This is a genomic window from uncultured Subdoligranulum sp. (genome assembly GCF_937890665.1).
Window position 1 is genome coordinate 1 of record NZ_CALADU010000161.1, and the last position, 11,676, is coordinate 11,676.

Genomic DNA, 11,676 nt, shown 5'->3' on the forward strand with positions numbered 1-11,676 from the left:
AGCCGCTATGCTGAGACTTGGGGTGCGCTGCGGGATGGTTCACTCGCTTTGGTGGTGCGTTCCCGTGCGGATAAGCTTGCCCAGAATATCGGCCCCGACACCTTGCCCTATCCCCTGCTGTGCGACGCAGAAGGGGTGCTGTATGACTATCTTGCCATTCCCCAAAGCAGCAGCACCTTGATGACCTATTCGCTGGAGGGGTGGCGTATCCTGCGGGAGGCCAAAAAGCAAGGCTATCGCGCCGTCAAAGGCACGCCGCAGCAGTTGCCCTTGACCCTCATTCTGGATCAGGACGGCACCGTACTGTTCAGCCACTACGGCGCCAGCTTGACCGATGTGCCGGAGGATTGTGCTTCCATCCAAAGTTTGCTGGAAGAGCTGGACTTGACCCCTGACGTTCCCGATATTGAGGCAGATGTCTTTGCCCAAACTTATGCCGGCAATTCCGAGGATCCGCTCTTGGAGGAGGAACCCGAGGAGAGGCCTCGCCGCCGTTCCCGCCATGGACGCCGCCGCCCAGCCCCGATGGATGATTTTTCCCCCGTCGAATCGATGCGAGGATACGATACCACGGATCTGGACAAAACTTCGGTGGTCAGTCTATTCGACGACCCCTACGCCGAGGATTGAGTACCGCCTCTTTCCCAACGAAAATATCCCCCTGATGAAGCCCACGCTTCGTCAGGGGGATTTTGCTTTGCCTCGCAAGGTTCCTTTTACCCTTCTGCCTCTGGGTTCAATTTTCCATAGATGCACAGATTTTGCCCCCGCCCCGCTTTGATGACCGCCTTTCGCAGGGTCCCTTCCAAAACAAAACCATTCTTCTCCAACACTTTGCGGGACGCGATGTTTTCCTCATACACCATACCGGTCATGCGGACAAGCCCCAATGCCGCAAAGGCCAACGGGCAGAACTGGCGTACCGCCTCGGTCATCACCCCTTGGGACCACCGGTTGGTAGCCAACGAATAGCCCAGCTCTGCATCCTTTCGGTAGACATCCTGCTTCTGCTCCGCCGAGATCATCCCGACCACCTCACCATCGACAAGAATGGCCCGGAAAAGCCCCTCTTTTTCATCGTGCTGCCGTACATAGCACAGCCAACTATCGGCATCCGCCTCGGTGTACGGCTGGGGCAAGCGGTCCGACAAAAAACGCCGGTCCACCGCGTCACAAAGGGCAGCTATTGCCGCCCGGTCCTCCGCCTTCCATGGTCTTAGCTGTATCGCCATGACCTCTTCCTCCTTTATACGCACCGATGCAGTACCGCCTGCGCCGCACGCACTGCCTCGGCATCGGTCTGCTGGATATGCCATTCATCCAATCCGGGCAATCCCATCAGAACGCCTTCCCGACGAAAACGCATACCGCTTTCCACCAGCTTTTTACCGCTCATATGAAAAGCCCGGGCGCCGGGCAGACGGCGGCACAGTGTTTCGATCGCCTTATCATGAACCCCTGCGCCAATCAGCACCTCGGGCCCCTGACCGTCATCCCGCAGTGCCAACAGTGTTTCCAATACGTCCACACCTTCCAGACAGCTAGCTGCACCGCCGCTGGTCAACACCGTATCTACCCCCAGCCGAGCGGCGGCACGGTAGACCGCCGCCGGATCTCGGGCCACATCAATGCAGCGATGCAGCGTTGCAGGCCGATCCCCGCAAGCCTCCAGCAATTTCTCCATAGCAGGCTCCGCCAGATCCCCTTCCGGCGTCAGGGCACCAATCACAAAGCCATCCGCTCCGCACTGACGCAGATTACGAATCTGGGCGCACAGCAGGTCGATTTCCGTTTCCTCATAAAGGAAGTCCCCTGCCCGGGGGCGCATCAGGCAGCGCACCGGCAACGCACAAACGCCTTTGATTTGCTGCAACAATTCGCTGTAAGGGGTTAGACCGCCCACAGCCAGCGCACTGCAAAGCTCCAACCGGTCGGCGCCGCCTTCTGCTGCCGCTTTTGCCGAAGCTAGACTGTCCACACAAACTTCCAATACTGTTTTCATGATCTACGCCCTCCTTTGTGGGCATTGTACCATACCGCACCTGAAACAACAACCCCCGGACGCATATGCGCCCGGGGGTCATTGGATTATACACAACACCTACACAATGGTAGGGGTAAGCAAAGCGATTACGCCGCTCGGCCGCCACGTACAACACGCAGTTGTACCGGTTGCGCTTTGGGGGCCGGTTGTACCCTGCGAGAGACCGTCGTTTCCTCCGCAGGCAGCAGAATGCCGCAAGCTACATTCAGGGCCAGAATGCCCACTACCGCCAGCAAACCCGCAGCCCAGAGGGGCAGCGATCCGGCTGCTACTGCCGGAACCAATACCAAAAACAACACCATCGATCCGGTAGCCGCCAATTTTGCCACCATTGCCTTGATCCACGCCTGTTTCATACTTGGTTCCCCCATTTCTTTATTGTGCGGGCCGCCCCGCATTCGCCGCATGTAACAACTCTTTGTTGTTCATTGACTCTACTATAATACTACTTTGAGTTGTTGTCAAGTGAATTTTACAACTTTATTTTGATTTATTTTGGCATTTTCTCTTTACAAAGACCACGTTGGGTTGTATAATAAGGATAACAAACCTGCATATTACCCATCACCTCTTTTTCAGCAAGGAGTACAACTATGTTTGCAGATCGATTGAAAGAAGCCCGCAAAGCCAAAAAGTTCAGTCAAGCAGAAATTTCCCGGATGCTGGGCGTTACCCAGCAAGCCGTAGGAAAATGGGAGACCGGCCGCTCCACCCCGGATCCCCAGACCGTTGCACGTCTGGCAGAGATTTTGGACACCACTGCGGATGTTCTGCTCGGTTTGCAAAAGAGCCCTGCGGAGGCACCGGCTGTGGGACGGTACGCCTTCAGCCGTTACGCCGAGTGTCTGATCCCGGTGGTGGGTACCGTCCGGGCCGGTTACGGTTCCCTCGCTTTTGAGGAGGACTACGGCAAGGAATATGCCAGCGTAAAAGATCCGCAGAACTACTTCTACCTTGTGGTCAAAGGCGATAGTATGGAACCGCGTATCTCGGATGGAGATTTGGCGCTGGTCCATCGTCAGAACACGCTGGACAACGGTGACCTTGGCGTACTTGTCTACGGCGCAGACGGAGAAGGCACCCTAAAGAAGTACATCCAGCGTGGCAACTCGGTCATTCTGCATCCCTTCAACCCCGCCTATGAGGAGTTGGTCATCAAGGGGGAAGAACTGGATCATCTCTACATTGCCGGCAAGGTGGTCGAAACCAAAGCCAAGTGGTAACCTTCCGCCAACATCTGTATTGTATCAAGCTGCTTGTCCCATAATGTGGACTTTCAGAAATCAGCCCAAAAAATGCTGCCCGCGGCAGGCTTGTCAAACAAGCGTATGCGGCGGGCTGTATTTTTTATACCCTTTTTTCAGGAGAACAAGCAATGGATTTGGGTGAGAAACTGGAGATTTTGGCCGACAGTGCCAAATACGACGTAGCTTGCACTTCCAGCGGCGTGGATCGCCCGGGGGAACACGGCAGTCTGGGTAGCTGTGCGGCAGCAGGCATCTGCCATGCGTTCACCCCTGACGGACGCTGCGTCTCCCTTTTGAAAGTTCTTTACTCCAACGCCTGTTCCTATGACTGCCGTTACTGCGTGAACCGTCGTTCCAACGACCGCCCCCGTGCCACCTTTACACCGCGGGAATTGGCGGATCTGACCATCGGTTTCTATCGACGCAACTATATCGAGGGGCTCTTCCTATCCAGTGCCGTATTGGGCACCCCCGACCGGACCATGGAACTGATGATCGAAGCATTGCGCATTCTGCGCAATGAATATCATTTCCGCGGCTACATCCATGCCAAAACAATCCCCGGTGCCGATCCGCTGCTGATTGAACGGCTGGGTTTGCTGGCCGACCGGCTCTCTGTCAACATTGAACTTCCCAGCGAAGCCAGTTTGAACCAACTGGCACCCGACAAAAAGAAAAACGCCATTCTGCGCCCCATGGGGCAGATCGCCGTTCAAAGTGCCCAAAGCCGTCGGGAATTGGCGGTTTACAAGCGTGCCCCCGCCTTTGCCCCGGCCGGGCAAAGTACCCAAATGATCATCGGCGCCACCCCGGAAAGTGACCGCCATATTCTAAACCTAACCGAAGGATTATACAAAAAATACGCGCTGAAGCGCGTATTCTTCTCTGCTTATCTTCCCATTGTGTCCGACGAGCGCCTGCCGGCTCTTTCCACCCGGCCACCGTTGCTGCGGGAGCATCGCCTTTACCAAGCGGACTGGTTGCTGCGGTACTATCATTTTTCTGCGGGAGAGCTTCTCAGCGAGGAGGAGCCCAACTTCGACCCCTATCTGGACCCCAAATGCACTTGGGCGGTCCGTCATCCCGAGTTTTTCCCGGTGGAGGTAAACACCGCTGACCGCGCTGCTCTCCTGCGGGTTCCGGGCATCGGCCCCAAAAGTGCCACCCGCATCGTACAGGCGCGGCGCCTGCAAACGCTGGGCATGCCGGAACTCAAGCGCATTGGGGTGGTGCTCAAACGTGCCCAGTATTTTATCACTTGCAACGGCCATGCGCCGGGTCACGGGACCCGTGCCGAAATTGCCGGGGCTCTCTTGGATCCCAAAGCTTTCGGCGTGGGCGTTCAGCAGTTGAGTCTGGATGATTTTACCGCCAAGCCTTTACCGGCAGCCGCCCCTGCCGTCCATGAACTGGCGGACCACGGAGTGGCCGCCCACGAAGCCGCCCAGTTGGTGCGGGAGGAGGCCCTGACATGCCTTATGCAGCGAATGTGAGCGATATCGCCTACCACTATGACGGCAGTTTTGCCGGTTTTTTGTGCTGCATTTTTGAAAGTTTTGCCCGCCATGAAATCCCGTCTGCGGTCTGTTCCCCGGAGGAGGGCCAGATGACGCTGTTCGGCATGCGGGAAATTCTCACCGATCCCGCCCATGCGCAGCGCGTAGCCACCGGCCTGCGCCGTTTAGGCTCGGTCGTACGGGACCGCATCACCACCGGCTTTCTCTGCACCGAGCCGGGCAAAGATCTAAGTTTGCTACGGTTTGCCCGGCTCTGTTTTGATTTGGGCCCCCGAGCCGCTCAAATGCTGGGCAACGCCGATGCGGCCGCTGCCTTTGCCATAGAGCGCGCTGTCACCGGGGAGGCACACCGCTACATTGAGTTCATCCGCTTTGAGGAGCGGGACGGCATGTTGGGTGCCGTCATTCATCCCAAACACCACGTCTTGCCACTGCTGCGCGGCCATTTTTGCAGCCGGCTGCCCGATGAGGACTTTCTGATTTTTGATGCCACCCACGGTTCTGCATTGCTTCGGCAAGGAAATCACGTTCAATATCTGACGATGACCCACTACGAGCCTTCCACCGACGAGTCCGAACAAAACTGGCAAGCCCTTTGGAAGCGCTTTTTCCGTGCGTTAACCATCGAAGAACGCCGCAACGAACGGGCACAACAAGGCCACGTTTTTAAACGGTTTTGGCCCGATATGTGCGAGATGCAGCCGGACCTGCCCGCCGCAGAGCCCTCCGCTCACTCATAGTCGTATTCAGGATTGGCGGCTTGGTATTCGCCCAGCCACCGCAGCAATCGCTCAATATCGGCATAGCTGATTCGGTTGGTGTCGGCCAACGCGCGCACAAAGCCGCGCAGGTCGCCGCCATACAGCGTTCGCAGATGCGCTTCACTGACCGCACCACAGTAGGTCAAACGGCGCACCAACGGTGTATACAGATTCTTATTGCCCTGCTTTTCGGAGCGGACAAAGGATTTTTTCTCCAACCGGAGCAAAAAGTTCAACAGCGTAGTGTCCGCCCAGTGGCAATCTAGCGGCAGCTTGGCCGCGATTTCACGGCGCGTAGCCGATCTGCCGCACTCCCAAAGTGCGGTCATCACTTGTTCTTCACTGCGAGAGAGTGTTTCCATATTGCTTCCCTTTTACGTTTGTAGTAATATTTCTTTTTATATTTTACATTTGTAGTAGCTATTCTGTCCAGTAGTCAGCTTGCACAATTTTCATGGCCCCATTTTGTGGGTCTTTTTCTTTTTCTTTTACATTTGTGGTATATACTGTTTTTCTACTAAAGACAGTTTGCCGTTTTACAGAAACACCCCGCCTTTTGCCCCCTTTTTTCGGGATTTTGCCCGCTTGTTCCAGCAGAACCACCTTCGTATAATAAATGCATAGCCGCAGCGGCGCGGCACAAGGCAGCCGCCCAGCGCGCTGCCATTTGTAGTGTAAATGGAGGAAACAATCATGGCAAGAGTATATAACTTCAGCGCCGGCCCGTCCATGTTGCCGGAAGCCGTTCTGAAAACCGCACAAGCCGAATTGCTGGATTATCATGGTTCCGGCATGAGCGTGATGGAGATGAGCCACCGCAGCAAGTGGTTCGATGAGATCATCCAGAACACCGAAGCCTCTCTGCGCCGTGTGCTGCAGATTCCCGACAACTATAAAGTCGGCTTTTTCCAAGGCGGTGCCACCCAGCAGTTCGCGATGGTCCCGCTGAATTTCATGACCACCGGTACCGCCGATTATTTGGTCACCGGCAACTTCAGCAAAAAAGCCGCCGAAGAAGCTGCCAAGTTCGGCACGGCCCGCATTGCAGCCAGCAGCAAGGACAAAAATTTCACCTACATTCCCGACGTAAAGGCCATCGAGTATGACCCCAACGCCAGCTACATCCATATCTGCCAGAACAACACCATCTTCGGCACCAAATACGTGGAAGTCCCGCAGGTGGATGGCATCCCGCTGGTGGCTGATATGAGTTCGATGATCTGCTCCGAACCGGTGGACGTCAGCAAATACGGTGTGATCTATTTTGGCGTGCAGAAAAACATCGCTCCCGCCGGCATGGCGGTTGCCATTGTCCGGGAGGACCTGTTGGGGCACAGCGCCAAGGGCCTGACCCCCGAGCAGATTCCTACTATGATGAATTACCCCCCCCTGCTGAACGCAGACAGCATGTACAACACCCCGCCCTGCTGGTGCATCTATATGACCGGTCTGGTGATGAATTACCTCGAACATGAGGTGGGCGGTCTGGACGAGATGAAGAAGCGCAACGAAGCCAAAGCCAAGGTGCTGTACGACTACCTCGACAGTCAGGACTTCTACCACAACCCGGTGGAGAAGAAATATCGCAGCCTGATGAACGTCACCTTCACCAGCCCCGACGCCGACACCGACAAGGCTTTCTGCGCCGCCGCTACCGAGGCCGGTTTCGTCAACTTGAAGGGCCACCGTCTGGTAGGCGGTATGCGCGCCTCCATCTACAACGCCATGCCCGCCGAAGGCATCGATAAGCTGGTTGCCTTCATGGAGCAGTTCCGCAAAGAGCACCAATAAACCAGAAAAAGGACGGTCGCTATGTATACCATCAAAACACTGAATGCTATTTCGCCGGTAGGCTTGGCCAAACTGCCTGCCAGCCAGTTTGAGATTGACAACGATGCCGCCGCACCGCAGGGCATTTTGGTGCGCAGTGCCGACATGCACGAGATGCCCCTGCCCGAAAGCCTGCTGGCCATCGCCCGCGCCGGTGCCGGCACTAACAATATTCCCATCGAAGCTTGCACCAACGCCGGCATTGTAGTCTTCAACACGCCGGGCGCCAATGCCAACGCCGTGGCAGAACTGGTCATCGGCGCACTGATTGCGGGCAGCCGCAACATGGTCGATGCCGTACACTGGGCGCAAGGTTTAAAGGGCCGGGACACCATCGCCAAAGACGTGGAAAAAGGCAAGAAACAGTTTGTAGGTCCCGAACTGCGCGGCAAAACGCTGGGCGTCATCGGATTGGGTGCCATCGGCGCTAAGGTGGCCAACGCCGCTGTTTCGCTGGGCATGGAGGTACTGGGCTACGACCCCTACATCTCCATCGACGCCGCGTGGAGCCTTTCCCGCAGCGTACAGCACTGCGTGACCTTAGGCGATATGCTGCCCCGCTGTGATTACCTGACCATTCATGTTCCTTCCCTGCCCACTCCCCGCCACACCATCAATGCCCAGACGCTGGCCATGTGCAAGGACGGCTTGCGGGTACTGAACTTCGCCCGCGGGGAACTGGTAGACAATGCCGCCCTGCTGGATGCTTTGGACAGCGGCAAAGTAGCCCATTATTTCTGCGACTTTCCCACCGAGGAACTGCTGGGGGTCAAAGGCGTGGAGTGCACCCCGCACCTCGGCGCCAGCACCCCCGAAAGCGAAACCAACTGCGCGGCCATGGCCGCCGTCGAACTCAGCGATTACCTGAAGAACGGCAACATTACCCACAGCGTCAACCTGCCGGATGTTAGCCAGCCCCGGGTGGGCGGTCACCGCATCTGCATTATCCACAAAAATACGCCGGGTGCCATCTCGGCCATCACCGGTATCTTGACCACCGCGCATCTGAACATCGAAAACATGGTCAACAAGAGCAAGAAGGACGTGGCCTACACCCTGTTGGATGTAACCGGCGACCTTACCGACACGCTGGCCGCCGAACTGAGCGGCATCGAGCCTGCCATTCGAGTACGCATCCTGTAACAGATTCAAAGCAAAGCTCCCAGCCGAACGGCTGGGAGCTTTTTCGGTTTACCAGTGCATCTGCTGCACGGCTTTGTCCAGATCCACCAGCGTTTTCTCTGCGCCTTTGGCCAGCTTGTGGACGGTCTTGCGCATCTGGCGGCGATCCTGTGTGGCCATTCCCATCACAGCGGCTCCCACCGCCATACCAACTGCCGCAGATGCCATCGTAGATACATTCATTGTATGCCCCTCCTTTGTGTGTTTCCGGTACGCCCTTAGCATGTGCCGTCCGGTCCGTTTTATGCGAAATTTCTTCCGAAAAAAGCGGGGAAAAGTTTTCTTTCGCCCCAATACGCCTTTTTTTGTGGGCCGGTTTGTGATAGAATCGTAGAGAAATCACACAACAAAAGGAACCTTGTCTATGTCCAATGCACCCAAAACCGTATTAGCCATTCATGATCTGCCCGGTTTCGGCCGAGCGGCCTTGTCGGTTATTGTGCCTGTGCTGTCCTGTTTAGGCGTGCAGGCCGTGGCACTGCCCACTGCTGTGCTTTCCACCCATACCGGCGGACTGGGTACCCCCGCCAAGCTTTCCAACCCCGGTTACGGCCCCGCCGCTTTGGCCCACTACCAACGGCTGGGACTGCGTTTTGACTGCATCTACTCCGGGTACTTATCCGACCCCACACAAGCCAAACTGGTGGAGCAAGCCTTTGAACTGTGGCCCCAAGCCCTCAAGGTCGTGGACCCGGTGCTGGGCGACGGCGGCCGCCTGTACAAAGGGCTGGGCGCCGAAATGGTCCCCGCCATGTACAACCTGTGCAGCAAAGCCGATTTGATCACCCCCAACGTCACCGAAGCCGCCTTGCTGTTGGGGGACCCGCTGCCCGGGGTAGGCAGTGCCGAGCAGGCCGCAGAACAGACCGCCCGGTTGACCCGCATTGCGCCGCAAGTGGTGGTCACCGGTGTGACCGGTGTGTCGGATGGCCGTTGTATCGGCTGTGTAGGGGCAGCTCGGGGCGGACAGGGCTATTTTGTGAAAACCCCGCTGATTCCCCGGATGTACCATGGTACCGGCGATATTTTTGGCGCCGTACTGGTAGGACGCATCCTGCAGGGCAACGTGCCGCAGGCTGCCGTACAGGCAGCAGCCGCTTTCGTAGCGGATTGTATCCGTATGACACCGGAAGGTGCCGATGAACGGCTGGGCGTCTGGCTGGAAGCCGCCCTCCCCAAACTGATGGCGCAGTAAGCCCGTCGGGCTGCTGCCGGAAAAAACAGGAAGTGAATGTATGCCAACCGTAAACATTGTCTTAGTAGAACCGCAGATTCCCCAAAATTCCGGCAATATTGCGCGTACCTGCGCAGTTACCGGAGCACGTTTGCATATGGTAGGGCCTATGGGATTTGCCATCGATGACAAAAAATTAAAGCGTGCCGGTCTTGACTATTGGCACCAGCTTGATATAACATATTATCAGGATCTTGCGGAATTCTTTCGCAAAAACAAAGGGCCGTTCTTTTACTTTACCTCCAAAGGACCGCACCGCCATGTGGATGTGCAGTACCCTGACGGAGCCTATCTGGTCTTTGGCCGGGAGGACGCCGGTTTGCCCGAAGAGCTGCTGGTCCAACACGAAGCGGACTGTGTGCGCATGCCTATGCGGCACGGGGAACGCTGTTTAAACCTTTCCAACGCGGTAGCGGTCGGTGTGTATGAGGTCCTGCGGCAATGGGATTTTGCCGGTCTGGAAACCCACGGACAGCTGACCCGGTACGAATGGAGCGAGGATGTAAAATGAGCAAAATCGGATTTTTGACGGATTCTTCTGCCGATATTCCGCAGGATCTGGCGGAAAAATACGGCATCGAGTTGGTCGGGTTCCCCATCAATGTGGACGGCACCGAGTACATCGAGCGCAAGGACTTCACCAACGACCAATTCTATCAGATCATGCGGGATGCACAGGGCGTGCCCACTACCGCTGCCATTACCCAACTGCAGTGGTGTGAGATCTACGAGCGCTATGTGGACGAGGGATACACCGATCTTGTCCACTTGAGCATCAACAGCAACGGTTCCAGCACCTACAACAACGCCCTGAAGGCGGTAGAAATGCTGGAAGAGGAGCGTCCCGGCCATAAGCTGAAGATTCAGGTGCTGGACAGCCACACCTACTCGATGGTCTTTGGATGGCATCTGTGCGAGTGCGCCCGCAAGGTACGCAACGGCGGCGAATTGGCCACCTGCGTGGAAGAGATGATGTACAATCTGGACTGTGCAGAGGTGTGCCTCGCGGCATACAGCCTGAAGCAGATGAAGAAGTCCGGCCGCGTCAGCGCCGCAGCCGCCGTGGTCGGCGACCTGCTGGGCATCCGGCCGATCATCAGCTTGAACGAGGGTGTTTCCAAGGTAGAGGCCAAGGTACGGGGCGACGCCGCCGTGCCCCCCGCTATGGTCAAATGGGTTGCCAGCCGTGTGGACGATGTGCGGGATATGCCCTACATCGTCGGCTATACGTCCAGCAAAACCAAACGGGATGAGCTGGTCAAGCTCTGCAAGAAGACCTTTGGCCATGCGCCGCTGACCACCTTCCAACTGGGTGCCGCCGTCAGTGCCAATACCGGCCCCGACGCCATCGCCATTGCCTTCAAGGGCAAGCCCCGTCATCTGGAAGCCTATACGCCCCAGCTGCCGTAACCAGTCTGACTTTTCCGGGAGAGGTTTCGACCTCTCCCGTTTTTGTTTTCCCCGCGGTTGCACCGGTGTGCAAACTCTGGTATAATACAATCATTCTGAATGAGGGGGCATTATCGTACCATGAAAGCTGTTATCACCGTTATCGGCCGCGACACCGTGGGTGTTGTCGCCAAGGTCAGCGCGGTCTGCGCCGAACTCAACATCAACATCGAAGATATCTCCCAGTCCATCATGCAGGATATGTTCTGCATGATCATGCTGGTGAGCCTGAACCACTGCACCACCGACCCCGCTGCTGTGCGTGACCGCTTTACGGCGCTGGGAGACGAAATGAAGATGCAGGTCACCATGACCCGTCAGGAAGTTTTCGACGCCATGCACACCATCTGACGGGAGGCAGCATGGCGATGGGGGTGACGCTGATCCGCTTGTTGACGATGGGGACGCCGTA

General features: G+C 56.7%; 15 protein-coding genes and 1 pseudogene. 10 read left to right on the forward strand and 6 right to left on the reverse strand.

All coding sequences use genetic code 11. The features are described from left to right. A pseudogene (locus tag Q0526_RS09070) lies at positions 1 to 630 on the forward strand (hypothetical protein); the annotation flags it as partial. Positions 631 to 716: 86 nt separating this feature from the next. Here the strand turns inward: Q0526_RS09070 and Q0526_RS09075 are convergent. From Q0526_RS09075 to Q0526_RS09085, 3 genes are all read right to left on the reverse strand, one after another. Beyond that, positions 717 to 1,232 (reverse strand): GNAT family protein, encoded by a 516-nt coding sequence (locus Q0526_RS09075; RefSeq protein WP_298732726.1) that lies wholly within the window; start codon positions 1,230 to 1,232, stop codon positions 717 to 719. A gap of 14 nt (positions 1,233 to 1,246) precedes the next feature. Continuing rightward, the gene (locus tag Q0526_RS09080; protein WP_298732728.1) at positions 1,247 to 2,002 is read right to left on the reverse strand and encodes a copper homeostasis protein CutC; all 756 of its coding nucleotides are present in this window, start codon (positions 2,000 to 2,002) and stop codon (positions 1,247 to 1,249) included. Positions 2,003 to 2,130: 128 nt separating this feature from the next. Continuing rightward, a complete protein-coding gene (locus tag Q0526_RS09085; protein WP_298732730.1) occupies positions 2,131 to 2,400 on the reverse strand; it encodes a hypothetical protein in 270 nt (89 codons plus the stop codon). 237 nt (positions 2,401 to 2,637) lie between these two features. Between Q0526_RS09085 and Q0526_RS09090 the strand changes: the two genes are divergently transcribed. The 3 genes from Q0526_RS09090 to Q0526_RS09100 all read left to right on the forward strand — a co-directional run bounded on the left by Q0526_RS09090 (position 2,638) and on the right by Q0526_RS09100 (position 5,548). Then, entirely contained in the window at positions 2,638 to 3,267 is a 630-nt protein-coding gene (locus tag Q0526_RS09090; RefSeq protein WP_298732732.1) for an XRE family transcriptional regulator, read from the forward strand. 152 nt (positions 3,268 to 3,419) lie between these two features. Continuing rightward, positions 3,420 to 4,784 (forward strand): putative DNA modification/repair radical SAM protein, encoded by a 1,365-nt coding sequence (locus Q0526_RS09095; protein WP_298732734.1) that lies wholly within the window; start codon positions 3,420 to 3,422, stop codon positions 4,782 to 4,784. Next, positions 4,763 to 5,548 (forward strand): TIGR03915 family putative DNA repair protein, encoded by a 786-nt coding sequence (locus Q0526_RS09100; RefSeq protein WP_298732736.1) that lies wholly within the window; start codon positions 4,763 to 4,765, stop codon positions 5,546 to 5,548. Before Q0526_RS09095 ends, Q0526_RS09100 begins: the two co-directional genes overlap by 22 nt. On the opposite strand, the gene Q0526_RS09105 is transcribed toward Q0526_RS09100, so the two are convergent. After that, entirely contained in the window at positions 5,539 to 5,931 is a 393-nt protein-coding gene (locus Q0526_RS09105; RefSeq protein WP_298732738.1) for a BlaI/MecI/CopY family transcriptional regulator, read from the reverse strand. The genes Q0526_RS09100 and Q0526_RS09105 overlap by 10 nt on opposite strands. Before the next feature lie 58 nt (positions 5,932 to 5,989). Further along, entirely contained in the window at positions 5,990 to 6,172 is a 183-nt protein-coding gene (locus tag Q0526_RS09110; protein WP_298732740.1) for a hypothetical protein, read from the reverse strand. Positions 6,173 to 6,262: 90 nt separating this feature from the next. On the opposite strand from Q0526_RS09110, the gene serC reads away from it, so the two are divergent. Together serC and Q0526_RS09120 are read left to right on the forward strand one after the other, a co-directional pair. Then, a complete protein-coding gene (gene serC, locus Q0526_RS09115) occupies positions 6,263 to 7,360 on the forward strand; it encodes a 3-phosphoserine/phosphohydroxythreonine transaminase (protein WP_298732742.1) in 1,098 nt (365 codons plus the stop codon). 21 nt (positions 7,361 to 7,381) lie between these two features. Beyond that, the gene (locus tag Q0526_RS09120) at positions 7,382 to 8,542 is read left to right on the forward strand and encodes a phosphoglycerate dehydrogenase (RefSeq protein WP_298732744.1); all 1,161 of its coding nucleotides are present in this window, start codon (positions 7,382 to 7,384) and stop codon (positions 8,540 to 8,542) included. A gap of 48 nt (positions 8,543 to 8,590) precedes the next feature. On the opposite strand, the gene Q0526_RS09125 is transcribed toward Q0526_RS09120, so the two are convergent. Next, positions 8,591 to 8,764 carry a hypothetical protein gene (locus tag Q0526_RS09125; protein ID WP_007045971.1) on the reverse strand — a complete coding sequence of 58 codons (174 nt, stop codon included), beginning with the start codon at positions 8,762 to 8,764 and terminating at the stop codon, positions 8,591 to 8,593. A gap of 181 nt (positions 8,765 to 8,945) precedes the next feature. On the opposite strand from Q0526_RS09125, the gene Q0526_RS09130 reads away from it, so the two are divergent. From Q0526_RS09130 to Q0526_RS09145, 4 genes are all read left to right on the forward strand, one after another. After that, a complete protein-coding gene (locus tag Q0526_RS09130; RefSeq protein ID WP_298732746.1) occupies positions 8,946 to 9,776 on the forward strand; it encodes a pyridoxamine kinase in 831 nt (276 codons plus the stop codon). Between the two features lie 40 nt (positions 9,777 to 9,816). Then, on the forward strand, positions 9,817 to 10,326 hold the full coding sequence (locus Q0526_RS09135) for a tRNA (cytidine(34)-2'-O)-methyltransferase (RefSeq protein WP_298732748.1): 510 nt from the start codon (positions 9,817 to 9,819) through the stop codon (positions 10,324 to 10,326). Then, positions 10,323 to 11,225: a DegV family protein gene (locus tag Q0526_RS09140; RefSeq protein ID WP_298732750.1), complete on the forward strand. Its 903-nt coding sequence runs from the start codon at positions 10,323 to 10,325 to the stop codon at positions 11,223 to 11,225. Before Q0526_RS09135 ends, Q0526_RS09140 begins: the two co-directional genes overlap by 4 nt. Positions 11,226 to 11,345: 120 nt before the next feature. Then, positions 11,346 to 11,615: an ACT domain-containing protein gene (locus tag Q0526_RS09145; RefSeq protein ID WP_298732752.1), complete on the forward strand. Its 270-nt coding sequence runs from the start codon at positions 11,346 to 11,348 to the stop codon at positions 11,613 to 11,615. Positions 11,616 to 11,676: the final 61 nt, after the last annotated feature.

Excerpts from the sequence above, each read along its gene's own strand:
- Q0526_RS09075 (WP_298732726.1), bottom strand. The coding sequence starts at position 1,232 with ATGGCGATACAGCTAAGACCATGGAAGGCGGAGGACCGGGCGGCAATA.
- Q0526_RS09080 (WP_298732728.1), bottom strand. The coding sequence starts at position 2,002 with ATGAAAACAGTATTGGAAGTTTGTGTGGACAGTCTAGCTTCGGCAAAA.
- Q0526_RS09085 (WP_298732730.1), bottom strand. The coding sequence starts at position 2,400 with ATGAAACAGGCGTGGATCAAGGCAATGGTGGCAAAATTGGCGGCTACC.
- Q0526_RS09090 (WP_298732732.1), top strand. The coding sequence starts at position 2,638 with ATGTTTGCAGATCGATTGAAAGAAGCCCGCAAAGCCAAAAAGTTCAGT.
- Q0526_RS09095 (WP_298732734.1), top strand. The coding sequence starts at position 3,420 with ATGGATTTGGGTGAGAAACTGGAGATTTTGGCCGACAGTGCCAAATAC.
- Q0526_RS09100 (WP_298732736.1), top strand. The coding sequence starts at position 4,763 with ATGCCTTATGCAGCGAATGTGAGCGATATCGCCTACCACTATGACGGC.
- Q0526_RS09105 (WP_298732738.1), bottom strand. The coding sequence starts at position 5,931 with ATGGAAACACTCTCTCGCAGTGAAGAACAAGTGATGACCGCACTTTGG.
- serC (WP_298732742.1), top strand. The coding sequence starts at position 6,263 with ATGGCAAGAGTATATAACTTCAGCGCCGGCCCGTCCATGTTGCCGGAA.
- Q0526_RS09120 (WP_298732744.1), top strand. The coding sequence starts at position 7,382 with ATGTATACCATCAAAACACTGAATGCTATTTCGCCGGTAGGCTTGGCC.
- Q0526_RS09125 (WP_007045971.1), bottom strand. The coding sequence starts at position 8,764 with ATGAATGTATCTACGATGGCATCTGCGGCAGTTGGTATGGCGGTGGGA.
- Q0526_RS09130 (WP_298732746.1), top strand. The coding sequence starts at position 8,946 with ATGTCCAATGCACCCAAAACCGTATTAGCCATTCATGATCTGCCCGGT.
- Q0526_RS09135 (WP_298732748.1), top strand. The coding sequence starts at position 9,817 with ATGCCAACCGTAAACATTGTCTTAGTAGAACCGCAGATTCCCCAAAAT.
- Q0526_RS09140 (WP_298732750.1), top strand. The coding sequence starts at position 10,323 with ATGAGCAAAATCGGATTTTTGACGGATTCTTCTGCCGATATTCCGCAG.
- Q0526_RS09145 (WP_298732752.1), top strand. The coding sequence starts at position 11,346 with ATGAAAGCTGTTATCACCGTTATCGGCCGCGACACCGTGGGTGTTGTC.